This window comes from Aeromicrobium sp. YIM 150415 (assembly GCF_016918125.1).
GTDB classification, from domain to species: domain Bacteria; phylum Actinomycetota; class Actinomycetes; order Propionibacteriales; family Nocardioidaceae; genus Aeromicrobium; species Aeromicrobium piscarium.
Genome location: NZ_JAERWM010000011.1, coordinates 89,036 through 113,553, shown reverse-complemented (window position 1 = coordinate 113,553; position 24,518 = coordinate 89,036). Strand labels below are relative to the sequence as shown.

The 24,518-nt window shown below is 67.6% G+C and carries 27 protein-coding genes; 11 read left to right on the top strand and 16 right to left on the bottom strand.

Annotation, left to right across the window (positions count from 1 at the left end; all coding sequences use genetic code 11):
• Positions 1-8: 8 nt before the first annotated feature.
• The 3 genes from JL108_RS08115 to JL108_RS08105 are packed head-to-tail and all read left to right on the top strand — an operon-like array spanning position 9 to position 3,594.
• Complete coding sequence (locus tag JL108_RS08115; protein ID WP_205197813.1) at positions 9-1,034, top strand: ABC transporter substrate-binding protein; 1,026 nt, start codon at positions 9-11, stop codon at positions 1,032-1,034.
• Complete coding sequence (locus JL108_RS08110) at positions 1,034-2,257, top strand: acyl-CoA dehydrogenase family protein (protein ID WP_205197812.1); 1,224 nt, start codon at positions 1,034-1,036, stop codon at positions 2,255-2,257. The genes JL108_RS08115 and JL108_RS08110 overlap by 1 nt, the downstream gene beginning before the upstream one ends.
• Positions 2,254-3,594 (top strand): LLM class flavin-dependent oxidoreductase, encoded by a 1,341-nt coding sequence (locus JL108_RS08105; protein ID WP_205197811.1) that lies wholly within the window; start codon positions 2,254-2,256, stop codon positions 3,592-3,594. The genes JL108_RS08110 and JL108_RS08105 overlap by 4 nt, the downstream gene beginning before the upstream one ends.
• A gap of 63 nt (positions 3,595-3,657) precedes the next feature.
• Here the strand turns inward: JL108_RS08105 and JL108_RS08100 are convergent, their stop codons facing one another.
• The 7 genes from JL108_RS08100 to JL108_RS08070 are packed head-to-tail and all read right to left on the bottom strand — an operon-like array spanning position 3,658 to position 9,890.
• Positions 3,658-4,614, bottom strand: coding sequence for a cyclase family protein (locus tag JL108_RS08100; RefSeq protein ID WP_205197810.1), 957 nt, complete (start codon positions 4,612-4,614; stop codon positions 3,658-3,660).
• Complete coding sequence (locus JL108_RS08095) at positions 4,611-5,441, bottom strand: citryl-CoA lyase (RefSeq protein WP_205197809.1); 831 nt, start codon at positions 5,439-5,441, stop codon at positions 4,611-4,613. The genes JL108_RS08100 and JL108_RS08095 overlap by 4 nt, the downstream gene beginning before the upstream one ends.
• The gene (locus JL108_RS08090; protein ID WP_205197808.1) at positions 5,438-6,652 is read right to left on the bottom strand and encodes a CaiB/BaiF CoA-transferase family protein; all 1,215 of its coding nucleotides are present in this window, start codon (positions 6,650-6,652) and stop codon (positions 5,438-5,440) included. The genes JL108_RS08095 and JL108_RS08090 overlap by 4 nt, the downstream gene beginning before the upstream one ends.
• 46 nt (positions 6,653-6,698) lie before the next feature.
• Positions 6,699-7,520, bottom strand: coding sequence for an amino acid ABC transporter permease (locus JL108_RS08085; RefSeq protein WP_205197807.1), 822 nt, complete (start codon positions 7,518-7,520; stop codon positions 6,699-6,701).
• Positions 7,521-7,543: 23 nt separating this feature from the next.
• Entirely contained in the window at positions 7,544-8,194 is a 651-nt protein-coding gene (locus tag JL108_RS08080) for an amino acid ABC transporter permease (RefSeq protein ID WP_205197806.1), read from the bottom strand.
• 24 nt (positions 8,195-8,218) lie between these two features.
• Positions 8,219-9,115: a glutamate ABC transporter substrate-binding protein gene (locus JL108_RS08075; protein WP_205197805.1), complete on the bottom strand. Its 897-nt coding sequence runs from the start codon at positions 9,113-9,115 to the stop codon at positions 8,219-8,221.
• A gap of 22 nt (positions 9,116-9,137) precedes the next feature.
• Entirely contained in the window at positions 9,138-9,890 is a 753-nt protein-coding gene (locus tag JL108_RS08070; protein ID WP_307837220.1) for an amino acid ABC transporter ATP-binding protein, read from the bottom strand.
• A gap of 164 nt (positions 9,891-10,054) precedes the next feature.
• Between JL108_RS08070 and JL108_RS08065 the strand changes: the two genes are divergently transcribed.
• The 4 genes from JL108_RS08065 to JL108_RS08050 all read left to right on the top strand — a co-directional run bounded on the left by JL108_RS08065 (position 10,055) and on the right by JL108_RS08050 (position 13,967).
• The gene (locus JL108_RS08065; RefSeq protein WP_205197804.1) at positions 10,055-10,837 is read left to right on the top strand and encodes an IclR family transcriptional regulator; all 783 of its coding nucleotides are present in this window, start codon (positions 10,055-10,057) and stop codon (positions 10,835-10,837) included.
• Positions 10,838-10,921: 84 nt separating this feature from the next.
• Positions 10,922-12,178, top strand: coding sequence for a hypothetical protein (locus JL108_RS08060; RefSeq protein ID WP_205197803.1), 1,257 nt, complete (start codon positions 10,922-10,924; stop codon positions 12,176-12,178).
• Positions 12,179-12,199: 21 nt separating this feature from the next.
• Positions 12,200-13,459, top strand: a complete 1,260-nt coding sequence (locus JL108_RS08055) for a hypothetical protein (RefSeq protein WP_205197802.1) — start codon at positions 12,200-12,202, stop codon at positions 13,457-13,459.
• A gap of 250 nt (positions 13,460-13,709) precedes the next feature.
• Entirely contained in the window at positions 13,710-13,967 is a 258-nt protein-coding gene (locus tag JL108_RS08050; RefSeq protein WP_205197801.1) for a hypothetical protein, read from the top strand.
• A gap of 65 nt (positions 13,968-14,032) precedes the next feature.
• On the opposite strand, the gene JL108_RS08045 is transcribed toward JL108_RS08050, so the two are convergent.
• Genes JL108_RS08045 through JL108_RS08035 form a run of 3 tightly spaced genes read right to left on the bottom strand, consistent with a single transcriptional unit; the run spans position 14,033 to position 15,848 of the window.
• Complete coding sequence (locus JL108_RS08045; protein ID WP_205197800.1) at positions 14,033-14,341, bottom strand: DUF3618 domain-containing protein; 309 nt, start codon at positions 14,339-14,341, stop codon at positions 14,033-14,035.
• Complete coding sequence (locus JL108_RS08040; protein ID WP_205197799.1) at positions 14,331-14,735, bottom strand: phage holin family protein; 405 nt, start codon at positions 14,733-14,735, stop codon at positions 14,331-14,333. The genes JL108_RS08045 and JL108_RS08040 overlap by 11 nt, the downstream gene beginning before the upstream one ends.
• A gap of 3 nt (positions 14,736-14,738) precedes the next feature.
• Positions 14,739-15,848, bottom strand: a complete 1,110-nt coding sequence (locus JL108_RS08035; RefSeq protein ID WP_307837219.1) for a YihY/virulence factor BrkB family protein — start codon at positions 15,846-15,848, stop codon at positions 14,739-14,741.
• A gap of 177 nt (positions 15,849-16,025) precedes the next feature.
• Between JL108_RS08035 and JL108_RS08030 the strand changes: the two genes are divergently transcribed.
• Both JL108_RS08030 and JL108_RS08025 read left to right on the top strand, forming a co-directional pair.
• On the top strand, positions 16,026-17,039 hold the full coding sequence (locus JL108_RS08030; RefSeq protein WP_205197797.1) for a phosphotransferase family protein: 1,014 nt from the start codon (positions 16,026-16,028) through the stop codon (positions 17,037-17,039).
• Between the two features lie 169 nt (positions 17,040-17,208).
• The gene (locus JL108_RS08025) at positions 17,209-18,363 is read left to right on the top strand and encodes a Fic family protein (protein WP_205197796.1); all 1,155 of its coding nucleotides are present in this window, start codon (positions 17,209-17,211) and stop codon (positions 18,361-18,363) included.
• On the opposite strand, the gene JL108_RS08020 is transcribed toward JL108_RS08025, so the two are convergent.
• Both JL108_RS08020 and JL108_RS08015 read right to left on the bottom strand, forming a co-directional pair.
• On the bottom strand, positions 18,360-19,154 hold the full coding sequence (locus tag JL108_RS08020; protein ID WP_205197795.1) for a DUF1295 domain-containing protein: 795 nt from the start codon (positions 19,152-19,154) through the stop codon (positions 18,360-18,362). The two genes, JL108_RS08025 and JL108_RS08020, sit on opposite strands and share 4 nt — an antisense overlap.
• A 2-nt stretch (positions 19,155-19,156) precedes the next feature.
• Entirely contained in the window at positions 19,157-19,642 is a 486-nt protein-coding gene (locus JL108_RS08015; protein ID WP_205197794.1) for a pyridoxamine 5'-phosphate oxidase family protein, read from the bottom strand.
• Between the two features lie 93 nt (positions 19,643-19,735).
• On the opposite strand from JL108_RS08015, the gene JL108_RS08010 reads away from it, so the two are divergent.
• Positions 19,736-20,170 carry an SRPBCC family protein gene (locus JL108_RS08010; protein ID WP_205197793.1) on the top strand — a complete coding sequence of 145 codons (435 nt, stop codon included), beginning with the start codon at positions 19,736-19,738 and terminating at the stop codon, positions 20,168-20,170.
• 77 nt (positions 20,171-20,247) lie between these two features.
• Positions 20,248-21,108 carry a MurR/RpiR family transcriptional regulator gene (locus JL108_RS08005; RefSeq protein ID WP_205197792.1) on the top strand — a complete coding sequence of 287 codons (861 nt, stop codon included), beginning with the start codon at positions 20,248-20,250 and terminating at the stop codon, positions 21,106-21,108.
• Between the two features lie 15 nt (positions 21,109-21,123).
• Here JL108_RS08005 and JL108_RS08000 read toward each other — a convergent pair whose 3' ends face one another.
• The 4 genes from JL108_RS08000 to JL108_RS07985 are packed head-to-tail and all read right to left on the bottom strand — an operon-like array spanning position 21,124 to position 24,518.
• The gene (locus JL108_RS08000; RefSeq protein ID WP_205197791.1) at positions 21,124-22,170 is read right to left on the bottom strand and encodes a branched-chain amino acid ABC transporter permease; all 1,047 of its coding nucleotides are present in this window, start codon (positions 22,168-22,170) and stop codon (positions 21,124-21,126) included.
• Positions 22,167-23,042 carry a branched-chain amino acid ABC transporter permease gene (locus tag JL108_RS07995; RefSeq protein WP_205197790.1) on the bottom strand — a complete coding sequence of 292 codons (876 nt, stop codon included), beginning with the start codon at positions 23,040-23,042 and terminating at the stop codon, positions 22,167-22,169. The genes JL108_RS08000 and JL108_RS07995 overlap by 4 nt, the downstream gene beginning before the upstream one ends.
• The gene (locus tag JL108_RS07990; RefSeq protein ID WP_205197789.1) at positions 23,039-23,776 is read right to left on the bottom strand and encodes an ABC transporter ATP-binding protein; all 738 of its coding nucleotides are present in this window, start codon (positions 23,774-23,776) and stop codon (positions 23,039-23,041) included. The genes JL108_RS07995 and JL108_RS07990 overlap by 4 nt, the downstream gene beginning before the upstream one ends.
• A 1-nt stretch (position 23,777) precedes the next feature.
• Positions 23,778-24,518 carry an ABC transporter ATP-binding protein gene (locus JL108_RS07985; RefSeq protein ID WP_205198032.1) on the bottom strand — a complete coding sequence of 247 codons (741 nt, stop codon included), beginning with the start codon at positions 24,516-24,518 and terminating at the stop codon, positions 23,778-23,780.

The following is a 24,518-nucleotide window of genomic DNA, read 5'->3' as shown; positions in this document are numbered from 1 at the left end:
GAAGAGCCATGAAGAAGACCCTCCTCGCCCTGACCGCTGCCCTCCTGACCCTCGCGACCGCCGCTTGCGCCTCCGGCGAGGGCGATGACGAGCGCACCACCCTGGTGATCTCCTATCAGGACACCGCCTTCCCCGCGCTGATCGAAGCCTCCGGCCTCCTCGACGGCGCCGACTTCGACATCGAGTGGGCGAACCTCTCCGGACCGGCCAGCAACCTGCAGGCCCTCTACTCCGGCGCCATCGACCTCGGCCACATGGGCGACACCTCGCTCACCATCGAACAGGCCAGTTCCGACACCGAATGGACCGAGGAGAACGCTCCCCTGCGGATCGTCGCCGGCTGGCGCAGCGCCCGCGACGACGAGCACTCACCCCTCGTGACCGCGGTGCGCACCTCATCGGGGATCGACGACATCGCCGAGGCCCGCGGACACGCCTGGGCGTACAACTTCGGCGGCTACAACCACGCGCAGTACCTCATCTCGCTCGTCCAGGCCGGACTCAGCGAGGACGACATCGAACCCACGCAGTTCGCCGACGGCGCCTCCTCCGCCGCCGCCTTCAACAACGGAGAGGTCGACGTGTACTCCGGAGCCCAGGGCGCCATCCTCAGCTCGCTGAACTCCGGCGACGCCAGGATCCTCCTGCGCGACAGCGACACGGACATCCCGGCGCTCAATGTCTGGACCGCCCGCAGCGATGTCCTCGACGACCCCGCCAAGGACGCCGCCCTCCAGGACTTCTTCGAGCGGCTCTCCGGCTACTTCGACTGGCATGCCGAGCATCCCGACGAGGTCAAGGAGATCCTCAAGAGCTCGCTCAAGCTCGATGACGAGCGCACCGAGTTCGAGTACATCGTGCGCGGGGGAGCCTTCCAGACCTTCCACGACGACCTCCTCGCGGAGGAACAGGCCGTCGCCCAGAGCCTCTACGACGGCGGCGCCATCGAGCGCCTTCCCGAGGTCAGCATCTCCTTCGACGGCCGGTACAACGAGGCGCAGGGTGCCGTCGAGAGCGCCGCAGAGGGACGCTGATGACGGCCACCCTCACGGCCTCCTCGGACTTCCTGACACGACTCGATGCGATCGTGGACGATCTCCGGGAGACCGCCGGCCATCGCGATCGGCACCGGCAGTACGCACGTGAGGAGATCGACCGCCTCCGCGAGATCGGGTTCTGGCGCCTGACGGTCCCCGTCGAGCACGGCGGGCACGGCCTCGACGCCACCACCCTCGTCGAGGCCGTGCTGCGCCTCGCCGCCGCCGACGCCAGCCTCGGCCAGATCCCACAGAACCACTTCATGACCGTCGAGCGCCTCCTCCTGAGCGCCCCCGGCGCTCAGCGCGAGCACTGGCTCGACGTCCTCGGACGCGGCGCGCTGTTCGGCAACGCCGCCGCCGAGCCCGGGGAACGACCACCCGGTGCCTCCGCCACCTCGGTGACGCGGGCCGCCGCTGGTTGGTCACTCACCGGCAGCAAGGTCTACAGCACCGGCGCCCTGCTCGCGGACTACGTCGCCGTACAGGCACGCGATCTCGACGACGTCGTCGTCACCGTGCTGGTGCCGGCCTCGGCCGACGGCGTCACCATCGACGACGACTGGGACGCCCTCGGCCAACGCACGACCGCCTCCGGACGCTCGTACTACCGCCAGGTTCCGATCGCCGAACACGATGTCATCGTCCACACTGCCGACCCGGTCGCCACCTACCGCATCAGCGCCCTCGGCCAGCTGCTGCACGCCGCCATCGACGCCGGGATCGCCATCGGCGCGCTCGACGAGAGCATCGACCTCGCCCGTCGCGTCCACGCCGGCCGGGGAAGCGGCGCCGCCACCTTCACCGAGGACACCCTTGGACTCGACCTCGTCGGCGAACTGCATCTCGCGACGCTCACCGCACGGCGCCTCGTCGAATCGGCCGCCGCCCAGGTGAGCGCGCTCGACGACACGTCCACGCTGTCCGAGACCGCCGCCGCCTTCCACGAGGTCGTCGCCGCGAAGGTGGCGAGCACCCGCGCCGCATTACGCGTGACCAACGGACTCTTCGAGGTCGGCGGGTCGAGTTCCACCCGCCCCGACCTCGGCTTGGACCGCTACTGGCGCGACGCCCGCACCCACACCCTGCACGACGCGGTGCGCTGGAAGCCGTACACGCTCGGGCGGTGGGTCGTCACCGGCGACCTGGCCGACCCGTGGAGCATCGCCCACCCCTTCACCCCAACGCCCACAGCGCACGAAACGAGTCCCCTCCCATGAGTGACACGCCCCCTCGTCAGCTCCACCTCAATGTCAACGTCAACAACTCCGGGCGCCACCCGGCCGCCTGGCGGGTGCAACCCGATCCCCTCGGATTCCTCGACCTCGGGTACTACGAGACCATCGGCCGCCTGGCCGAACGCGGCAAGCTGGACGCCGTCTTCTTCTCCGACGGCTTCGACTACGGACAGCCCTCCGTGTCGCGCCCCTGGCAGTCGCTCGACCCGCTCGTGCCACTGACCGCCATCGCCCGCGTCACCGAGCACGTGGGCCTCGTCGCCACCCAGTCGTCGAGCTTCGAGCACGCCTTCAACATCGCGCGAGCCACCGCCTCGCTGGACTTCATCTCCGGGGGCCGGGCCGCCTGGAATGTCGTCGCCACCCGCAATACCGCCGCAGCGGGGCTGTTCGGACTCGACGAACTGCCCCCCCACGACGACCGCTATGAACGCGCGGAGGAGACGGTACGGGCCGTGATCGGGCTCTGGGAGTCGTGGGAGGCCGACGCCCTCATCGCCGATCAGAGCACCGGCGAGTTCGCCGACCCCACACGTATCCACCCCATCGAGTTCAGCGGGCGCCACGTACGGGTCCGTGGCGCGCTCAACGTCCCCCGCTCCCCGCAGGGACGCCCCGTCCTGCTCCAGGCCGGGGGGTCACCGCAGGGCACCGCCCTGGCCAGCCGCTACGCCGAGGCCGTCTTCTCCGTCAGCCACACCATCGAGGGCGGACGAGAGTTCTACGCCGATGTCAAGAACCAAGCGGCCGCGTGGGGCCGTCGTCCCGAGGACATCGTCATCCTCCCGGGGCTCTTTCCCGTCCTCGGCGGCACCGAGCGCGAGGCCCGCGAACGGAAGCGCTGGCTGGACGAGACCTCGGGCCTCGACAACGAACTCGCTGCTCTCGCCGGCACCCTGGGCCTCCAGGTCGAAGACCTCGCCCTCGACGAGACCCTCCCCTGGGATCTGCTCGAGAAGGCCTCGGCACCGAGCCAGGGCTTCGCCCAGGCCATCCTCGATCTCGCCCACCGAGAACGGCTCACCGTTCGCGAACTGCTCGACAAGAACCCCAACGGCCATCGCAGCTTCGTCGGCACACCCGAGCAGGTCGCCGACACCATCGAGCTGTGGTTCCGGGAGCGCGCCGCCGATGGCTTCAACCTCAACGTCGACTACTTCCCTGACGGGCTCGAGAGCATCGTCGACCACCTCGTCCCCGAGCTGCAGCGGCGCGGCATCTTCCGCACGGACTACACGGCGTCGACCCTCCGCGGGAATCTCGGCCTTCCCGTGCCCCAGCCACTCGCCGACGCGACGGCAAGCCCCGCCGGGTCCTGACCGGTCGGGCACCGAGCTCAAGCGCGATGGCGGCGAGTCCTCATGATCGTGACAAGACCGCGATCACCGAATCGCCATCGCATTCGCGGGGGATCCCACGCCCCCGCGCAGGTGCAGCGGCTTCGAGGCCAGTAGACACGTGTACCGGCGGTCGCGCGCGCACGCGGCCGCCAGGGCGTCGAGCCGCCACAACTCGCCGAGCGCCATCCCCAGCATCGCGATGAGCTCCTGATGCATCATGCCCTCGTCGGTCTCACAGCCGAAGACCGAATCCGCCCGGGGAGGAAGCACTTCCACCGCATAGGTATCGGTGGCGACGGCAGCGAATCCGCTATCCCACAGCCACGCGAGCACCTCGCGGTCCTGGGCGAGGCCCGTGAACCGCCGCCGGCCTCGCACCTCGGCACGCTGCTTCTCCGACAGCCCCAGGTACCAGTGCGCCCAGCCGGTGTGCAACAGCAGGACATCGCCCTCAACGGGTACGACCCCCTGGCTCTCGACCGCAACGCGCAAGTGCTCCACTCCGAGAGCTTCACCGCCCTCATGGTCGATGTCGCCACTTCCGCGGGCCACATCGAGCACCAACCCCCGCGACACGATGCCGCGGTCGGCCCACCGGCTCACGCCCAGCGTGGCGCTGTGCTCGGTCACCGCTTCATCGGGCGTCCGATTGTAGAAGCCATGACGATGGTGACGACGATGACGCAGCCCATCCCACTGGCTGGAGGCCTGCGGGAAGAACATCTCGACCACGTCATCGCGATGATCCACGTGCCGGCTGAAGATCCGATGCCGCAGCGTGGATCGAGTCGACGCGATCGGGGGATCGAAAGCCTCCAACGGATAGTCCAGGCCGAAGACCTCACCCGACACCACGCACGCGGAAGCCGCCACCGCGTGCTCCGCCCCAGCGATGCCGAGAGTCCCGAGCTGATCGTCCTCGCCGAACACACCCCACGACGAGCCCGGAGGGGCGTCCTCACGACCGCACAGCTCCGCATAGGTCGGTCGCGTCGTCACCGTTCATCACCCGCGGGCACGTCACGCAGCTCCGGTCCGGTGTAGCGCGGGAGCACCGAACGCGGCACCGGGCCCTTGATCCGGACCCCCGCCTGACGCTCTTCCCATGCGTGGGCGAGGATGCCGACCCCCCGCGACAGCACGAACAGGCCCCGCCCCATCTCGGCCGCGAAACCCAGCTCGCTGTACACGATCGCGGTCGCGCCATCAATATTCATCGGCACGGGGCGGGACCGGCCCTCAGCCAACACCGCCTCGACCGCCAGACCGGCCGCCAATGCCTGTCCTGAGACGACACCCTGGTCGCGCGCCTCCTCGACCAGTCCCACGAGCACGTCGCGGCGAGGATCCCTGGGGTGGAAGCGATGACCGAAACCGGGAATGTGCCGACCGTGCTCTCGGTACTCATCGACCAGGGCACGCGCCGCAGCATCCACATCGGTGTCGGCGGCACGCTCAAGTACTTCCGCGAGGAACGTCATACACTGCTGTCCGGCGCCACCGTGCACGTCGCCCAAGAGATTGACGCCGGTCGCGACCGCGTTGTTGAGCCCCACCCCGCAGGTGACAGCCATACGCGCGGAGGCGATGGACGGCGCCTGGGGGCCATGGTCGACCGCCGCGACGAGCGCGGCCTCGAGGAGATCCGCCTGACCCGGCGTCGGCAGATCCCCGCGCACCATCATCCAAATGGTGCTCGCGAACGAGACCCGGCCGATCAACTGCTCGATCGGATAGCCGCGCAGCGCGATCTCGCCCGGGCGGATCCGGCTGATCGAGGTGCTCCAGTACTCCGCGGCCTCGTCGTCTGTCGATGGCGTGCTCATACGGCGCCCTCCTCGTGAAGCTCCTGGATCGTGCTCTGGTCGTATCCCAGCTCGGTGAGCACCTCGTCGGTGTGCTCACCGAGCGCGGGAGGCGCGGCCCCCGGCCCCACAGGCGCTCCATCCACCTGTGTCGGACTGCCGAGGACGCGGAGATCGCGGGAGAGCCCACCGGGAAACGGCAGGTCGTGCACGAAACCGCGATGCTCGATCTGCTTCTGGCTCAAGGCCTCGGGCACTGTCAGAACCCTGCCGGCCGGTACACCGGCCGCGCCGAGCTCGCGCTCCCATTCCGCCGCGCTCTTGCCGGCCAGTCGCTTCTCCAGCTCGGCCGTCAGCTCCGCTCGATGCACCTTCCGGGCACCCCGCTCGGCGAACGAAGGGTCGTCGACCAGATGCTCGCAGTCCAACACCCGACACAGTGCCTCGAACTGCCGATCCTCGTTGGCCGCGATGTTGATATCGCCGTCGCCCGTGCGGAAGGTGCCCGACGGGGCCGCCGTGAAATTGTCATTGCCCATCCGCGTCGGATCCTCCCCGGCGATGAGCGCATTCGAGACGACCCATCCCATCGCGGTCAACGCGGCCTCCAGCATCGACACGTCGAGGCGTGCGCCCTCGCCGGTGACATCGCGCCGATGCAGCGCTGATGCCATCGCGAAGGCCGCCGACATGCCGCCCAAGGTGTCGGCGACCGGGAAGCCCGCCCGGAGGGGGCCGGTCGCCTCGGTGCCCGTCACGCTCATCATCCCGGAGAGGCCCTGCACGATCTGGTCATAGGCCGGTCGCTCCCGGAACGGGCCATCAGCCCCGAAGCCCGAGATCGAGCAGTACACCAGGCGGGGATTGGCCTCCCGCAACACGTCCCAACCGAGACCAAGCCGGTCGAGTACGCCAGGCCGGAAGTTCTCGACGAGGATGTCCGCGGACTCCACCGCCCGTAGCAGGACCTCACGGCCGCGCGGTTCCTTGAGATTCACGGTGAGCGAACGCTTGGCACCGTTCTGGGCGAGGAACGAACCGCCGAGCAGTCGGCGATTCAGTTCGCCGTCCGCCCCCAGCCGTCGCGCGAGGTCGCCGGTCTGTGGAACCTCCACCTTGACGACATCCGCCCCGAACATGGCCAGTTGGTAGGCGGCGAAGGGACCGGCCAGCACATTCGTGAGGTCCAGCACCCGCACCCCGTCCAGGAGTCCACCCGATGGTTCCGTCATTCCCTCATCCCCCGTCCTGCTGATGGTCGTCTCGTCGCCCTTTCCCTCAGACACGGACACCGCCGCTGTCGACACCGCTCGTCAACTCGGCCTCCGCGGCCGGCGGCTTCACCCGCGGTCGCCGCGCGAGCCGGCGAGCCAACAGCGTCAGCGAGACGTTGATGGCGAGATAGAACAGGGCGACGGCGACATAGATCGCCGGTGCATACGCGCTGCCGAGGAACTCCACGGCAGAGCGGCCATTGCGGAGCAGCTCGGTGTACCCGATGACGAAGCCCAACGAGGTCTCCTTCACCAAGATCACCAGCTGCGCGATCGCGCTCGGCAGCATCATCCGGGTCGCCTGCGGCAGCAGAACGCGGAAGAAGCTGTCCCGCTCCGACATGCCCAAGGACTCGGCTGCCTCGCGCTGCCCGCGCCCGAGGGCATCGATGCCCCCGCGCAGGATCTCGGCGAGGTTCGCCGATGTGAACAGCGAGATGCCCACCGTCAAAGCCCAGAAGGTCGAGATCTCCAGTCCGAGCCGCGGCAGGCCGAGGTAGAGGAAGAAGATCAGCAGGAGCAGCGGCAGGCCGCGGAAGAGCTCGACATAGATGGCAACCGCCGCACGCAGCGGACGGTGGCGCGACATGCCCCAGCGGCCTAGCGCCACTGCCAGGACGACGCTGATGGCGAGGCTGACGATACCGACCCAGATAGTCTTGATCGCACCTTCACCGAGCAGCCGCAGCAGGTCGGTATCGAGCAGGATCCGCCACCGCTCGGGATCCCAGAAATCCCTGGATCCGAGCGCCACAACGGTGGCGACGATGCCCACGGCGAGGAGCAACCACAGCATCCTGTCCACCCGGCGCTGCCGGGCACTCAAGGGAGCTTCGTATAGATGGTTCATCAGCGCACCAACCTCACACGCTTCTCAAGGACGAGGGCTAGACGGCCCATCGGAATGGTGATGACGAGATAGAGGAGACACGCGGCCGCCAGCAGCACCAGCACGATCGATGGGTGGGCGTGGATCTCGTTGCCGAGCTCCATGAAGATCTCGGGTACGCCGAAGGCGCCAGCGATGGCAGAGACCTTCACGAGCTGGATGAGCACCACGGTGAGCGGCGGGATCACGGACCGAACGGCCTGGGGCAGGACGACGCGCGACATCGTCTCCCCGTCAGACAGGCCGAGAGCTCGCGCCGCCTCCAGCTGCCCGACCGGGACCGCATTGAAGCCCGAGAGGATCGCATCGGAGACGAAGACCGCGAAGTAGGTCGACAGCGCGATGACGGCCAGCCAGTAGAAGGACATCCGGATCCCGAGCTGCGGCAGGATGAAGACGCTGAAGAAGAACATCACCACGGCGGGGATGTTCCGCACGACGTTGACGTAGGTCGCCGCGGGGACCTTCAAGCTCGGATACGGCGAGACGCGGGCTAGACCCAATGCAGCCCCGATCAGCAGCGCCCCACCACTGGCTGCCCCCACCAGCATCAGCGTGTACCGCAGGCCATGAAGCAGCCCGGGTACCGCATCGGCGAACTCAGACAGCATCGCCGCCTCCTCGGTGGGCGGAGGTCACGCGCACGGCCTCTGCTCGGGCAGCGCCGGCGCATCGGACTCGTCCATCGCTCTGCCGACGGTGTCCTCCCAAGCCTCGGCGTAGCTGCCGTCCTCCTCGGCGTCCCGCAGAACACCCTCGACGAAATCGCAGAACTCGATGTCGCCCTTCGTGATCCCGATGCCGAAGTCGGTGGGGTCGAAGAGAGTGCCGGCAAGCTCGAACTCACCCTCCTCTTTCTCCATTGCACCCACCAGCACGTGATTGGCCTGGATCACGCCGTCGACCGAGCCCTGCTTCAACGCGTCGACGCACTTGCTCATCGTGTCGAACTCCACCAGCTGGACATCGGGGTAATCGGCCCGGAGAGCGGCCGGTCCCGTGCTGCCGCTCTGCCCGCAGATCTTCTTGCCGCCTGCCGCCTCGGGCCCCGTGATGCCCTCCGGGTTCCCCTCGAGGACGAGGATGTCCAACCCGCCGTCGAGGTACGGCCCCGCGAAGGTGACGACTTCCTCTCGTTCCGGCGTGATCGCGTAGTAGGCGATCACCAGATCGACCTTCTTCTGCTGTAGATAGGGCTCCCTGTTCGCCGAAACCGTCTCGACCCACTCGATATCGTCCGAGGAGATGCCGAGCTCGGCAGCGACCATCTTGCCGATCTCGATATCGAAACCCTCGACATCGCCCTGCAGGTTCTTGCTGCCGATCGGCGAGAGGTCGAGCTTCGTGCCGATCCTGATCGAGCCCTGCTCGGCGAGTCGTTGCATCGTGGACCCGTCGGCGAAGCTGGAAGCCGAGACCTCCGCGACCTCCGGATCATCCCCACCCTCACTCGATCCGCAGGCGCTCATCGTCAGAAGACCGAGACCGGTGAGGCCTGTGAGCAGCGCGGTACACGTGGTGTTCTTCATCATCGTTTCCTTCTGATCTGCGGGTTCAGTGGTGCAGAACCTTGCCCAGGAAGTCCCGGGCGCGGGTGGTCTGCGGGTTATCGAAGAAGTCGGACGGCGCGGCGTGCTCCACCACACGCCCGCTGTCCATGAACACGACCGAATCGGCCGCGGAGCGGGCGAAGCCCATCTCGTGGGTGACGACCATCATCGTCATCCCCTGCTCGGCGAGGTCACGCATCACCTCGAGCACCTCGTTGACCATCTCCGGGTCGAGCGCCGAGGTCGGCTCGTCGAAGAGCATGATCTTCGGCGACATCATCAGCGCTCGGGCGATGGCCACGCGTTGCTGCTGGCCGCCAGACAACTGAGCGGGGTACTTCGACTGCTGAGCCTCGACGCCCACGCGCGCCAACAGGGCGGCAGCCCGATCCTGCGCGTCCCCGGCCGAGAGCTGACGCGACCTGACCGGCGCGAGCGTGAGGTTCTGCATCACCGTGAGGTGCTGGAAGAGGTTGAACTGCTGAAACACCATCCCGACCTCCCGTCGCATCGCCTGGAGCCGCGGGCCCGGGGATGCGAGGGGCTGCCCATGGATCAGGACCGTTCCGGTGTCGATGCGCTCGAGCCCGTTGATCGAGCGGCAGAGCGTCGACTTGCCCGACCCGCTCGGCCCCACGACGGCGACAACCTCGCCGGGTGCGACGTCGAGCGACACATCGTCGAGCGCCGCGACGTGGCCGAATCGTTTCCCCGCACCGCGAACACTCACGGCCTGCGCTTCTGCCGGCTGGTCCACAATCTCTCCTTGCTCACTGTGTCTTGGCCCACACCAAGATAGAGGCTATCCACCTAGCAGTCAATATTGTCCACTAGGTAGACAGCGCGGATCATCGCCTTCTCCTTGGAATCCAGTAAAATAGGGCGCGATCTCGCTGCAGGCCGCCAAGGAGAAGCGCTGAAATGGTTGACGATGACCGCTCTACAGACAGCACGGGACCTGCTCATAGCGAGGTCCGCAGCGTCACCCGCGCCGCGGCGCTCCTCGGTCAGTTCACCGAGATCCACCCACGTCGGCATATCCGTGAACTAGCGACGCTGACCGGGCTGCCCCGAACCACGGTGTTGCGGCTCTTGAGCACCCTCGAATCCGAGTCACTCGTCGCGCAGGTCGGCGAGGGCGTCTATCAGATCGGGGCCGGAGCCCTGCGTTGGCTCGATGTCGTACAGAACTCCTGGCGGCTATCGGACGAGGCCCACGGTGTCCTCGAGGGATTACGCGACGACACCGGAGAATCCGCCAATGTCTACGTCCGGCAATCGCGCTTCCGCGTGTCCATCGGTCAAGCCGAGGGCCACTGGACCGTGCGAAGCGTCGTTCCGCTGGGTGCGCCATTGCCCATCCACCAGGGCGCAAGCGGACTCGTCCTGCTCGCCGGACTCAGCGATTGGACGTCCCATGTGGAGCACGAGTTCGCCAGCGACGAGACACTGGGGCGTCGAATCGCGACCGCTCGCGAGACCGGCTATGCGATCTCCCACGGCGAACGAGAGTCCGGAGCATCGGCGGTCGCGGCGCCCATCATCCGGGCAGGGCAGGTCGCCGCGGCGCTGTCGTTGAGCGGTCCGACCTCCCGCTTCACTTCGGCCGTCGTACCGCACCACCTCGAACTCGTCCGCAGTTGCGCGGACCGTCTCAGCGCGCAGGGCATCGGGCCGGTCGAATCACTGCTCCTGCCGTCCTAGCGCATCCATCGCCAGCGATGACCGAGTGCAGCCGGCACAAAGATGATGAGATAGGAGCATCACAACCGGACGATGGGGGCGTAGATGAGCGACGAATCGGTGGGATCTACCCGCCTCCGGGACTGGCGGCTCTGGGTGATCATCGGTGCAGTCGTCGCGTTACTCGCCGCCATCGCCGTCGTCGCAGCCTTGAGCGGAGACGATGGCTCCGACAGCGCCGACGGCGACAGCGACGGCCGGGTCACAGACGTGGAGTACACCGATGCCGACTGGCCGGCCACCGGCAGCCTCATCGACGATGCCGACTTCATCGAGGAGGCCGCGGCCGAGCTGGACACCGACACCACTCCGATCCTGCTCTGGGCCGGCACAGGAACCATGGGGACGCTCGACATCAGTGAGTACGCCGCCTTCGCCGTCCCCGTGAACTCCCCGGACACGTCCCATCGGCTGGCCCGGCTCTATCTCGTCGGCATCGGCGACGACATCGACTCCCCCTACATCACGTCCGGGCTCGCGCCCCTCGACAATCTCGTCATCGCGCTCCCCCTGGACGAGGTCGAGGGGGACGACCATTCGGGGACCTGGCTGGCGCGCGAGGATGTCACCTCGGTCGCTCCCCTCGACAGCGACAGCGATGAGGAGCTGACGATCGAGGACCGCTTCATCGGCGGTGGAGGTGGAGACGGGCTCGAGCTGAAGACCGACTCCGGCGTGTTCTACACCGACCCCAAACTCGACACGCCGCTCCCCGCCGACCTGTGGGACCGCGAGGTCGCAGCCGAGATCTTCGGCAAGCTCGAATTCGACGGGCCCTGGGTCACGGCCATCGGCCAGCCCTCCGATGTCGAGTTCGCGGAGGGAACCGGCGTCGTCGCGCCCATCGCCGAACAGCATCTGGGCAAACTCGCCGACGGCGACGGCGACGGCAATGCGATCCGCTGGTCGGCCTTCATCCAACTCCCCGATGCGATGGTCGACTCCGCCACCTCGGCCACCATCCGCGCTCCCGCGGCGGCCGACACCCAGCACCCCGACGACCTCGCCGACGGATATCCCTACGCGGTTGCAGTCGACGAGAAACGGCTCGGCTCACGCGCCCTCGTCATCACCCCCGGTGTCACTACCCGGAATCCTCGTGACTCCGGGAATGGTCCCGGCACCCTCTCCCCTGCGGTCGGCAGTGCCCGCACCGAGCCCGACCTGCCGGTCATGGCCGCCCCCAGCGGGGAGACGCCCGCCCGGATCCTCGGTTTCGACGCCTCTCCTGTCGTGGTGATCTGGTACGACGAAGGAGGCGCACCGCTCTGGTCCGCCGTCGTCAGAGCCCCGGAGGAGTGACCCGAGATGACGGAGACACCGATGAGCGACCAGCAGACCCACCCGCCTGGCCACCGCGACTGGCGGCTGTGGGCGGTGCTCGGGGTCACCGCCGTGCTGCTGACCGGAGGGCTGATCGCCTGGGCCGTCAGCGAAGGCGTCCTCTTCGGAGACGAGGACACTCCCCGGCTCGTGGACGACTACTCCGGCTGGACCGCGACGGGCAGCTTGGCGAACGACACCGATCTCATCGAGGATGCCGCTGAGAAGCTGGACAGCGAGAGGACCCCCGTACTGCTCTGGGCCGGAGAGGGCCGCAACGGTGTCAACGAGGTCACCGATTTCGTCGCCTTCGCGGTGTCGGTGGACGATCCGCAGCTCGCCCGCGGAATCGTGCGCGTCGTCCTCGTGAACATGGGCGACTCGAACTCCTCTCCGGCGATCTCCGCCAGCTCCGGGTCGCTCGACAATGTCGTCATCAGGCTGCCCCTGGACGAGGCCGACGGAACCGAGGAGAACAACATCTACCTGACACGTGAGGACGTCCGATCCCTCACCACGCTCGACGGAGACGAGGTCACCGTCGACGATCGCCTCGCCGGATCCTCCGACAGCCGCTTCGAGATCCGCGGCGATGACGGGATCGGCTACACCTCGGATCGGCTCGCCGCACCGCTCTACCGCGACGCATGGGATGCCGAGATCGCGACCGTCGCCATGAAAGACGCCCCTCACAAGGGCGGCTGGATGACCACCCTGGGCGACCCCACGAGCGTGGAGTTCGACGAGGGCACCGGTGTCGTCGTGCCTCTGGTCGAACAGCGCGTGCGAGGCCTCACTCCCGGTACAGAGGATGTGGACGATCTTTCCGAGAATGTCGAGGTCACCAGCCGCTGGGCGGCCCTCGTCCAGCTCCCCGATGCCATGGTCGACTCAGCCACCTCGCCCACCGTTCGCACGCCCTACGCACCGACGAATCAGAACGTCGACGCGCTCACCGTCGGCTATCCCTATGCCGTGCCCGTGACCGACGACCGTCTGGGCGGAAGCGTGCTCATCACCACCGCAGGTCTGGCCCCGCTCGGGGGCACGGGCGGGGCCGTTCCCGATCCCGCCTACGGGACCTTCAACGCCGAACTGTCGAGCGTGCGGACCGAGCCCGATCTCCCTGCCATCGCCAGCGCGGAATCGGGCGTCACCTCGGTGCTCCGCTTCGACGCGAGGACCGCTCTGGTGGCCTGGTATGCCGAGGACGGCTCCCCCGCCTGGTCCACTATCGTCCGTCCAGCAGAGGACGACTAGATATCGATCGACCGGACTGACCCGGTACCGCACCATCCGCGTGAACGACGCCGAGGTCTACGAGACCCACCGCGACCAAGTGACTCCAGGCATCGGTCGGCGCTGGACTACTGCTGGATCACACGGTCAGACGCGACGGACTCTTCGTCAACGGGCCGCCGCAAGCTGTCCGCCGGGTTACCTGTGGACAACATCCGCGGATCCCTCGGATCTCTGGAAAGAGTGGTCGGGGAGATGCCAGGATGGGAAGGTGATCGAGTTGAACGAACCGCAGGTGTGGACGCTGATCGGCGTCTTCGCTGCCGCTCTGTTCGGCATGCTCACGCTGATGTCAACGATGTTCGCGCGGCTCCTCAACGCCCGTTTCGACAGTCTGCAAGCGCAGCTGGAGGCCCAGATCGGCGGTCTACGCGGCGAGATGAACGCTCGCTTCGCGAAAGTCGAGTCCCAGATCAACCACCTCGACCGGGATGTGCAGGCGCTGGCCAAGCGAGTCTTCCCGGACTGAGCCGCCCGCTACCGCCCGCGAAGGTCCCACCCGCCATCTGACTGGTGGGACCTTCGCCGGTGCGCTCAGCGCGAACGGCGTCGGATCAGCACCACGACCACGACGGCCACCAGAGCCACCACCGCGCCCGCACCCGCGAGCACCTTGGGGTCGGGACTCCCGTCGTCCGTCGTCCCGGCGTCCTTGGCATGTTCGGCGAACGATGTGGCCTTCGCCTTGGCCTCCTCGGCCTTGCGCTTCGCCTGAGCCTTCACGTTCAACCGGTCGGTCAACGCGTCGACGGTCTCGCCGAGATCCTCCCGCGTGCGCTCGATATCGGCCTCGATATCGTCCATGCTCGCGCCCTGCTCCGGTTCGGGATGCTCACTTGTCATGGTGCGTCGCCTCCTTGATCTCCTCGATGTCGTCCTTGACCGTCTCGACGGTGCGCTCCGGCGTCGGCGTGGCCTGCTGGATCTCCTTCTTGCCGACCAGGGCCGCCACTCCGGCGGCGACGAAGAGCACCGCGGCGACGATCAATGCCGCGGCCCAGGCCGGGAGGACCAGGGCGAGCGCGAGCACTGCCGCGGCGATCAACGTGCCCAGTCCGAACAGCGCCAGCAGACCGCCTGCCCCGAACAGGCCCGCGCCGATCCCGCCGTGCCTGGCCTTCTGTGACATCTCGGCCTGCGCCAGCCGCAGCTCGTCACGCACCAGTCGAGAGGTCTGCTCCGACAACCGGGTGACCAGCTCCCCGGTCGACATCTCCTGTGGTCTCTCGTCGCTCATCGCTCATCGCTCCTTCGTCGTCGAGGATTCGTCATGGTCGTCTGTGTGCGCCCGGTCGTCTGCGCCGGTCCGCTGCTGCGCCTGCCGCCGCAGCCGACGGCCGCGCACGCGATCCTTCTCGTCCTTCTTCTGGGCCTTCTCGATCTGCCGCGTATCGCGCGGCGGCAGTTGGATGCTCTCCTCGGCGGCGATCCCGGCCTGCAGCTCCCGTCCGCGCTCCACCTCGGCGTCGAACTCCGCCCCGAACAGCAGCGCCAGATTGGTGATCCACAGCCACAGCAGGAAGACGATGACGCCGCCGAGCGAGCCGTAGGTGCTGTTGTAGTTCGAGAAGTTCAGGACATAGAGGGCGAAGCCCGCCGAAGCGATGATCCAGGCGATGATCGCCAGGACCGCCCCGATGCTGAGCCAGCGGAACTTCGGCTGCCGGACATTCGGCGTGGAGTGATACAGGAGCGCCACGATCACCACGACGATCGCGAGCAGGACCGGCCACTTGGCGATATTCCAGGCCGTGACCGCTCCGCTTCCGAGACCGATCGCCGATCCCACCGAGCTGGCCACCGGCCCCGACAACGCGAGAAGGAGCCCCGCGATGCCGGTGAGCAGCACGATCACCACCGTGATCACGATCATCCAGGGCCGCAGCTTCCAGATCGGTCGCCCTTCGTCGACCTCGTAGATGCGGTTCATGGCCCGGCCGAAAGCGCCGACATAGCCCGACGCCGTCCAGAGGGCGCCGAGGACACCGGTGATCAGCGCGAGGCCTGCGGTCGGAGCATTGGCGAGGGTCTCGATCGGCCCGCGCAGTGTGTCGACGGTCGAGCTCGGCAGCAGATCGGCCAGCACGTCGAGCACCGCGTCGGTCGTCCGGTCGGCCTGGCCGACCACACCGAGCAGGGAGACCACCGCGAGCAGCGCCGGGAACAGCGACAGCGTCGCGTAGTACGTGAGGGCGGCCGCGAGATCGAGGCACTGGTCCTTCGTGAACTCGCGCACGGTCTTGCGGACGATGTAGAACCACGAGGGTTTGGTCAGGTCCGTCGGGTCATCCGGCTTGCGCGGATCCTCCGGCGGCGGACCTCCATGGACGTGCCGATCTGTCGAGCTCACACGATCCCCCATGTCGCTATCGAATGGCCACTGCTCGACCTGACTTCACCATAGATCGCCTGGCTCCGCGTCGCGCGACGAGCTGGGCGGCGCCGCGCCGCAGCCGCGACGGGCTCACACCACGACCTGGCCTCCCGGTGGATTCGAGGTCACGGCCGGCAGTGGGAGAATGCCCACATGACTCAGGGGCCGAGCGCGGATATCCATCCGCTCGATCGGCATCGCGACCCGTCCGACGCCGTCCTCGTCCGGCGCCTGGCCGCCGAGGTGGCGGCCAGCTATGGCGGCGACCTCACGCGGATGCGGCGGGCCAACGGGTACTCGAACGCGACATGGGTCGGTGACGGCATCGCCGTGCGGATCGCACACGCACCCGCCGACCTGGCTCGCGAGGTCGCGCTCGTGCGCGCTCTGCCGCCAGGCGTCGGGCACCCCGAGATCCTAGGGGAGGGCACTGCCGAGGGCCATGGCTGGATCGTGACCAAAGAGGTGCGCGGCCAGAACCTGCACGACGCATGGCCGGCGCTGACGCCCGCGGAGCAGCGGCAGGCGATCCGTGGGCTGTGGACTCGGACCCAGATCGTGCACGACGCGAGCTCGTCTCTTCGGCCGCTCGTCACTTCGCACGGGGGATTCGTGCCGGCATCGCTCGACGATGCCATGGCGGCGGCTGAACGCGCCGACATCGCGCTGGGACTGTCTGACAGGCAGCGGTCGCGACTCCACGACCTCGTCGAGGGCTACTTCCGAGTTGCGCCCCTGGTCGACCAGACCGTCAACCACGGCGACCTCGCTCTGATGAACGCTTTGTGGGACGGCGAGGTCGTCGCCCTGCTGGATGTCGAGTTCGCCGTGCTCGGTCCGGTCGAGATCGACCTGTGCCGACTCATGGTCGAGGCCCGCGTATCCGACGACGGCCGGCGCGCTGACTCGGAAGCGGGCGACGCCGCGGTCGAGATCGCCGCTCGTCACATGGATCCGATTCATGGTCGCGCGCTGATCCACGGCGCCGCGGTCCTCGACCAGCTCCGTGACCTCGATCTCTGGCTCGCCCTGTACACCGCCGAGGAACGTGTCGAGGACTGGCGTCCGTCTCGTCTGCTCGCCGGCCTGCTCGACGCCGAGGGTGGCTATCTGGCGTCTTTGCTCTCCCGTCGGGGAATGACCTCGCCCACCCGTTCGGGCTCTTAGCGCGGGTCGCGGGTCGGCGAACGCACGCACCGTCTCGAGCCTCAGGCCGGCTTGGCGTTCAGCTCCGCGTAGATCTCTGTACCTGGCCCCTCGTGTCCGTATGTCACTTATTAAGTGACATACGGACACGTATACGATAGAGTTGTCCTTTAATAAAGGACAAAGAGACATGGCCCTGTACCGGATTCCTGACATCGACCACGACGACGAGTCCGTCCTCTCCGAGATCCATCGCACCCGCGCCTCCCTGGCGGGCGTACTCCGCGCGCCTCGCAGATGGAGCGGCCTCCTTCGACGCACTGCCTCCGCGCGCGCCGTCCAGGGGTCGAACACCATCGAGGGATACACCGTCTCCGAGGCGGACGCGGTGGCGGCGATCGACGACGAGCCCCCGATGAGCGCCGACGAGGCGACGTGGGCCGAGATTCTCGGGTATCGGCGCGTTCTCACCTATGTGCTCAACGTGGCCACCGAACCAGGTTTCGTCATCGATGAGACCACCGTGCGGTCGATGCACTTCATGCTCCTGGAGCATGAACTGTCGAAGGCACCCGGCCGGTATCGCACGTCGGAGATCTTCGTACGAGACGACCGACGTGAGCTCAATGTCTACGAAGGTCCTCTAGCGGAGAGTGTTCCCGCACTCATGGGCGAGCTGGCGGCCGCCCTCGGCTCATCGGAAGAGACCGACCCGCTCGTGCGCGGGGCCATGGCGCATCTCAATCTCGTGATGATCCATCCCTTCCGCGACGGCAACGGCCGTATGGCTCGGGCGCTTCAGACCATGGCGCTCGCCCGAGATCAGGTCATCGAGCCCACCTTCTCGAGCATCGAAGAATGGCTCGGAAACAACACCCGTGACTACTACGATGTCCTCGCCGCGACCGGCCACGGCCTGTGGAGCCCCGACAATGACGCCACCCTGTGGCTGAAGTTCAACCTCCGCGCGCACCACATGCAAGCCCAGACCATGCGCCGACGGTTCGAGGAAGCCGAGACTCACTGGCGTCACATCGATGAGCTCCTGGCCACTCATCACCTCGATGAGCGCGTCGGCGCCGCCCTCTTCGATGCCATGATCGGCCTACGCGTCACCCGTCCGGCCTACATCAAGCTGACTGGACTCGACGAACGCACCGCGACCCGCGACCTCGTCGGCGCCGCGGAACGAGGACTTCTCGAACCACATGGAGAACGCCGCGGTCGTCACTACCTCGCCGGACCCTCACTGCGCCGGATCCACGGGGAGATCCGCTCCGCCCGACCAGCTCTCACCGACCCCTATCCCACGCTCCTCAAGGAGATCCGGCGAGCGCTCGACTAGCTGCTGCGCGGGAGCGGGAAGAAGAACGGCACGCGACGCTGGTAGTCGCGGTAGCCGGGACGGTCTTCCATGCGCTTCTCGGTGCGCTTGGCGCCGGTGGCGTACATCAGGAAGTACGACATCGCCGCGGGCGCGGGCCACGTCCATCCGGCGGGCGCCGAGGCCGAGGCAGCCAGCCAGGCGCCGTCCCACACGATCGAGTCACCGAGATAGTTGGGATGGCGCGAGATCCCCCACAGTCCCGTGTCGAGCACCTCGGGCTTGCCCTCGTCGTCGCGGGCCTTGTACGCGTCCTTCTGCCGGTCGGCGATCGTCTCGACCACCAGTCCACCCACCATCACAGCGACACCCAGAGGGAAGGCCAGCCGGCGGGCCGACCGCGGCAGCGTGCTCGCCGCCGCCACCTGAAGCGGCGCGGAGACGAGCAACTGCGCGAGGCCCTGCGTGACGAAGACCTTGCCAACCACTGCCGGCGTGGAGTCACCCTCGAGGTATTCGGTGTAGCGAGGATCCTCCTCGTCGCTTCCCCGCAGGCGACCGACCATCAGCGATGACAACCGTGCCGCCCAGGCGCTCGTGACCGCCGCCAGCGTCCACCTGCGCCACAGGTTGCCGTTGCCGCTGAGTGCACTGGTGACAGCCACAGCCGCCAGGCCCGGCCCCCACGCCGCGTCGGCGTAGTCCCGGCGTCCCCGGCGAAGCGCCGCCACTGCCGTCGCCCCCTGCACGACTGCCACCGTGAGCCCGGCGCGACGCGAGACCCGTCCCAGATTCGACCTGTCGAGGGCCATGATCAGTCGTTCGGCTCGACGACACCGTGCCGGGCATCGTAGGTGTCACCGGTGAGCTTGGTCTTGACGAGACTGATGACCGAAGCGACCTTGCCGCCCGGCGTGTCCCAGTACTCCGCGCGATCGACGGTCACCCGCAGCAGCGTCGAGTTCTCTCCCTCCGGCCCCTCGGGCAGCCAGGCCTCGGCGAACGTCGTCCACAGCTCGCGCAGCTTGTCGACATCGTCGACCACCTCGGCACGCCCCGTCAGCGACACCCAGGTGTCGGACGAGCTGAAGGACAAGGACACGTGCGGCCGAGCCCGCACGTCCTGGGTGTGCTCGGTGTCGCGAGCGGTGATGAACCACAGCTGCTGCGGATCCAGGTCGGTCTCCTGGCGCGCCATCGGCACGCTCCGCATCGAACCTTCGTCCGTGATCGTCGTGAACATGCAAATGGGCAGGCCGTCGAGCAGTTCGTCGACGGTCCTCTCGTCGTTCTCACTCATGCTGTCGCCTCTCCTCGTCGGGCCTTCCTCATGACCGTACGGCCGGATCCGCGCCCCCGCGCGGTGACGGCCGACTGGCCCCAGACTGAGGAGATGACCTCTGTCTCCCGCACCTTCACCGTCGAGCCCAGCCCCGACCGTGTCATCGACTACCTCAAGGACTTCTCGAACGCTCCCGAGTGGGATCCCGGCACCGAGTGGTGCGAACGCATCGACGACGGGCCCATCGCCCCGGGCAGTCGGTGGAAGAACTCCTCGAAGATCGCCGGTGTCTCCACCGAGCTCGTCTACGAGCTCAAGGAGCTGACCGATGATCGCGTCGTCTTCGAGGGCACGAACGACACCGCCACGGCGACCGACACCATCACCGTCCAACCCCACGAGGGCGGCAGCGAGATCACCTACGACGCGCATATCCAGATGCACGGCATCGCCAAGGTCGCCGACCCGGTGATGAAGGTCGTCTTCGAGAAGATCGGGACCGACACCGAGGACGATCTCGTCACCATCCTCAACCGGCTCGCCTGAGCCGGCGAGACCAGGCGCACACTCGAAGGTCGTGTAATAGGCGTTCCAAGGCTGCCAGGCGTTGCTACGCTCGGAATATGACGGTCATCCCCGACGGGCACAGCTCGGTTCGATCGCTGCTGTACGCGAGCATGGACACTCTCAGCGACAGCGAACGCCGCGTGGGACGCGCCCTGCTCGCGCAGTACCCGTCCGCCGGGCTGACCACGGTGGCCGAACTCGCCGGCATCGCAGGCGTCAGCCCTCCCACCGTCATCCGCTTCGTCAACCGGCTCGGTTTCACCGGCTTCCCCGCGCTCCAACGTGCCCTGGTGCACGAGCTCAACGGGGAGCTGGGATCGCCCCTCAAGCAGTATCCGGAGAAGACCCACGGACAAGGCGAGCCCAGCAGCCTGGGCCACCACGGCGAGGCCTTCGCATCGATGCTCAGCACCACCTTCGACGAGGTTCCGGTCTCGGAGTTCGCGTCCCTGGTACGACTGCTGTCCGACCCTTCGCGGCAGGTGCGTATCGCCGGTGGCCGGTTCAGCCGCGTACTGGCCGACTACACGGCCATGCACCTGCAGATCCTGCGCGCCGGGGTCGAGTTCGTGCGCAGTGAGGACATCGACCAGCGCACCGCGATCGCCGACAGCACGAGTTCGACCGTGCTCGTCGTCTACGACTACCGACGCTACTCCGATGTGAGCCTGCGCCTCGCACGTCAGATGAGCGAACGCGGCGCGACGATCTGCCTCTTCACCGACAATTGGCTCTCTCCGATCGCCAAGTTCGCCAAGGTCGTGCTGCCCAGCCGCGTCGACAGCGCATCGCCCTTCGACTCCCTCATGGCGGCGATGGCCGTCAGCGAGGCGGCGATCGGCGCTGTGGCCGACCACCTCGGGGAGCAGGGAGTCCGCCGACTGTCGGTGATCGAGTCCTCCCTCGACACCCACTGATCGATCGGCGGACCCCTACGCCTCGACCGGAGCCTCCTGCTTCACCGACGCGCGCCGTCGTCGCAGCCCCAGCTCCCGTGCGCCCATCAGGCCTAACGGGAACTTGATCAGAACGAACAACAGCACACCCGCCAGCAGCAGATCCGCGACACCGGCCGGCAGCGCCGCCCCGCCGGTGAACTGGCCGTCCTGGAAACGCCGCAGCACCTCCTGCAGGATGCTGACGACGGCCGCGCCGAGCACCGCACCGCTCAGGGAGAGGTACCCACCGAGCACCACCATGACGATGAACCCGAAGGTCGTGGACAGGAAGAAGGCGTTCACATTGAACGAGGTCACGAAGCACGCATACAACGCGCCTGCGGCACCGCATAGGAACGCGCTGATCACCCAGGCCGTCGCCCGGTGCCGCCCCACAGAGACACCGCTGGCGACCGACGACCAGTAGTCCTCGCGCGAGGCACGCAGCTGAAGCCCACTACGGGAGGCCTGATAGGCCCAGGCGACGATGATCGCGGCCGCGGCGAAGCCGAGAGCCGCCCACAACGTCGTGGCCTGCGGTATGCCGATCATGCTCGACGACCCCCGGGTCACCGAGGTCCAACTGCTCAACACGTTGTAGACGACCATCAGGATCGCGAGGGTCGCGATCCCCGACTGCAAGCCCGTCAGCCGCGCGATCGCCGGGGCGGTCACCAACCCCAGCACCGCGGCGACGAGACCACCGGCCACGACGGCAACCACGAAGCTCGACTGCACGTCGCGCAAGAAGGCCAACGGCGCGGGCAGCTGCGTGAACAAGGTCGCCTTCAACGGGGCCGGGATCGTCAGGAAGGCCGCGGTGTAGGCGCCCAGCGCCATGAAGGCGACGTGACCGAAGGACATGATCCCCGAGTTCGCCGAGAAGGTCGACAGGCCCGCGACGAAGACGATCGACACGAGCGCCAGCACCGCCACCCGCTGGACAGTCGGCCCGCCGATCGCACCGAGAACCGCCACCAGAGCCGCGATCGCCGAGAGGATGAGCGGTGTCCGCACCCGTTCGAGCACCAGAGCCATCATGAGACACGCACCTTCGATCCGGAGAGGAGGCCTTGGGGTCGGACGACGAGAACACCGATGAGGGCGGTGAACAGGAACGCGTCGCGGAAGGCGATGAGATCGCTGGGCAACAGCGCCTCGAGGGTCGCCGTACCGACGCCGAGGATGAAACCGCCCAGTGCGGCACCGCGCAGACTGCTCATGCCGCCGAGCACGGCTCCGATCACCCCGATGAGCATCGGTTGCAACCCCATCTCAGCCGAGACCGCCCCCTGCCGGGCCACGAGCACGACGGCTCCCACCGCCGCCAGCACACCAGCGATCACGAAGGCGCTCGCGATCACGCGATTGCCCTTGACACCGAGCGATTCGGCCATCTGAAAGTCCTCTGCGGCGGCGCGCAGCTGGACCCCGAGCGAGGTCCGGCCCATCAGATATGCCACCGCGGCAAGCACCAGGCCACAGAGCACCAAGGTCACCAGGTCCCGGACGCTCACCCGCGCACCGAGGATGTCGACCCGTTGCGCCAGGAAGTCCTGCGGGGGCACGCCTTGCGTGCGGGGCAGGACCGTCATACGCGCCACGCTCTGTAGGGCGAGGCTCACCGCGAACGAGGCGATCATGAGGGTCACCGGATCGGCGCCGCGTAACGGGTGGAAAGCCAACCGCTCGCTCAGCAGGGCCACGGCGACCGCGAAGACCACCGCCATCACCACCGCGAAGAGCCACGGCGCATCGCGGAAGAAGTACAACGCGAATGCGGCAGCGAGGATGATCTCGCCATAGGCGAAGTTCATCAGGCCCAGCACGCCGAAGAGCAGTGCCACCCCGATCGTCAACAGGGCGTACAGGGCACCGAGCCCGAGCGCCGAGATGATGTAGTCCACGATCATGACGCCGCCCTCCCCAGGTCGGTCGGCTCGAAGCCCAGATAGTCGACGACCTCCGGTGACGCTCCCAGCTCCGCCGCCGTCCCCGCACCGATGATCCGGCCCGGGGCCTGCACGACATAGGTACGATCCGCCACCTCGATCGAACGCACCGCGTTCTGCTCGACGAGCAGGATCGTCACGCCTTCCGCCCGCAGCTGCTCGATGACATCGAAGATCAGGTCGACGATGATCGGGGCGAGACCCAGCGTGGGCTCGTCGAGCAGCAGCAGCCTCGGGTTGAGCATCATCGCTCGCGCGATGGCCAGTTGCTGCTGCTCGCCGCCGGAGAGCAGGCTCGCCCCGCGCCCCCAGTATCGGCGCAGCACTGGGAAGCGCTCCAGCTCGCGCTCGATGTCCTCGGCGACGGCCTTCTTGTCGCGTCGCCGCACCGCGCCGAGCCGCAGATTCTCCCCGACGGTCAGGCTGCTGAAGATGCCTCGGTCCTCCGGCACGAAGGCCACGCCGCGCTCGAGATGGGAGAAGGCGCGGTCCCGCACCGACATCCCGTCGATCGCGATCGACCCGGCGTGCGGGCTCACCCACCCCATGGCCGCCTTCATCAGCGTGCTCTTGCCGGCACCGTTCTGGCCGATGAGCGCTACGAGCTCACCGTCGCGCACGACCAGCGACGCTCCTTGGACGGCCATGACGGACGAGCCGTACTGGACGTAGAGGTCGTCGATCACCAGGTCCATGTCACTCTCGTTTCCCGAAGTAGATCTCGATCACCTGAGGGTCTTTGCGCACCCGTTGAGGCTCGCCCTCGATGACCGTCCGGCCGCTGTCGAGCACATGCAGCCGATCGCAGGTGCCCATCACCACGGACATGTCGTGTTCCACGAGCAGCACCCCGATGCTGTGCTCGCGCGCGAAGCCGCGGATGCTGTCGATGAGCTGGACCGCCTCGGACTCGTTCTGACCGGCAGCCGGCTCATCGAGCAGGAGGAACCGCGGCTGGGCTGCGAGTGCCCGGGCGATGGCCGTAGTCCTGATCCGACCCGCCGTCAGCGAGTCCGCCGTCACATGGGCGACGTCCTCCAGGCCCAGTCGCTCGAGCGTGGTCCGTGCCATGTCTCGGGCGGCGCCGCGACGTAGACCGACCCCGAGACCGGCCACCTCGACGTTCTCGAACACCGTGAGACGACCGAACACCCGGCCGCTCTGGTAGGTGCGGACGACGCCCTCGCGCACGCGCCGCCGCATCGACAGCCGGCTGAGATCGCGGTCATCGAGCAGCACCGCCCCGGAGGTCGGACGCAGCATGCCGCTGAGCAGGTTCAACGTGGTCGTCTTACCCGATCCATTGGGCCCGATCAGGCCCAGGACCTCACCTCGGGAGACGGCGAGACTGACGCCGTCGACCGCTTTGACGCCGTCGAAGTGAACACCGGCATCGCGCATGGCCAGCACGGAAGGTGCTTCGGAGACCGTGGTCAT

Bases quoted from the DNA above. Each gene is read 5' to 3' on its own strand.
- JL108_RS08115 (WP_205197813.1), top strand. From the start codon at position 9: ATGAAGAAGACCCTCCTCGCCCTGACCGCTGCCCTCCTGACCCTCGCG.
- JL108_RS08110 (WP_205197812.1), top strand. From the start codon at position 1,034: ATGACGGCCACCCTCACGGCCTCCTCGGACTTCCTGACACGACTCGAT.
- JL108_RS08105 (WP_205197811.1), top strand. From the start codon at position 2,254: ATGAGTGACACGCCCCCTCGTCAGCTCCACCTCAATGTCAACGTCAAC.
- JL108_RS08095 (WP_205197809.1), bottom strand. From the start codon at position 5,441: ATGAGCACGCCATCGACAGACGACGAGGCCGCGGAGTACTGGAGCACC.
- JL108_RS08090 (WP_205197808.1), bottom strand. From the start codon at position 6,652: ATGACGGAACCATCGGGTGGACTCCTGGACGGGGTGCGGGTGCTGGAC.
- JL108_RS08080 (WP_205197806.1), bottom strand. From the start codon at position 8,194: ATGCTGTCTGAGTTCGCCGATGCGGTACCCGGGCTGCTTCATGGCCTG.
- JL108_RS08075 (WP_205197805.1), bottom strand. From the start codon at position 9,115: ATGATGAAGAACACCACGTGTACCGCGCTGCTCACAGGCCTCACCGGT.
- JL108_RS08065 (WP_205197804.1), top strand. From the start codon at position 10,055: ATGGTTGACGATGACCGCTCTACAGACAGCACGGGACCTGCTCATAGC.
- JL108_RS08060 (WP_205197803.1), top strand. From the start codon at position 10,922: ATGAGCGACGAATCGGTGGGATCTACCCGCCTCCGGGACTGGCGGCTC.
- JL108_RS08055 (WP_205197802.1), top strand. From the start codon at position 12,200: ATGAGCGACCAGCAGACCCACCCGCCTGGCCACCGCGACTGGCGGCTG.
- JL108_RS08045 (WP_205197800.1), bottom strand. From the start codon at position 14,341: ATGACAAGTGAGCATCCCGAACCGGAGCAGGGCGCGAGCATGGACGAT.
- JL108_RS08040 (WP_205197799.1), bottom strand. From the start codon at position 14,735: ATGAGCGACGAGAGACCACAGGAGATGTCGACCGGGGAGCTGGTCACC.
- JL108_RS08030 (WP_205197797.1), top strand. From the start codon at position 16,026: ATGACTCAGGGGCCGAGCGCGGATATCCATCCGCTCGATCGGCATCGC.
- JL108_RS08025 (WP_205197796.1), top strand. From the start codon at position 17,209: ATGGCCCTGTACCGGATTCCTGACATCGACCACGACGACGAGTCCGTC.
- JL108_RS08020 (WP_205197795.1), bottom strand. From the start codon at position 19,154: ATGGCCCTCGACAGGTCGAATCTGGGACGGGTCTCGCGTCGCGCCGGG.
- JL108_RS08015 (WP_205197794.1), bottom strand. From the start codon at position 19,642: ATGAGTGAGAACGACGAGAGGACCGTCGACGAACTGCTCGACGGCCTG.
- JL108_RS08010 (WP_205197793.1), top strand. From the start codon at position 19,736: ATGACCTCTGTCTCCCGCACCTTCACCGTCGAGCCCAGCCCCGACCGT.
- JL108_RS08005 (WP_205197792.1), top strand. From the start codon at position 20,248: ATGACGGTCATCCCCGACGGGCACAGCTCGGTTCGATCGCTGCTGTAC.
- JL108_RS08000 (WP_205197791.1), bottom strand. From the start codon at position 22,170: ATGATGGCTCTGGTGCTCGAACGGGTGCGGACACCGCTCATCCTCTCG.
- JL108_RS07995 (WP_205197790.1), bottom strand. From the start codon at position 23,042: ATGATCGTGGACTACATCATCTCGGCGCTCGGGCTCGGTGCCCTGTAC.
- JL108_RS07990 (WP_205197789.1), bottom strand. From the start codon at position 23,776: ATGGACCTGGTGATCGACGACCTCTACGTCCAGTACGGCTCGTCCGTC.
- JL108_RS07985 (WP_205198032.1), bottom strand. From the start codon at position 24,518: ATGACCACGGTCTCCGAAGCACCTTCCGTGCTGGCCATGCGCGATGCC.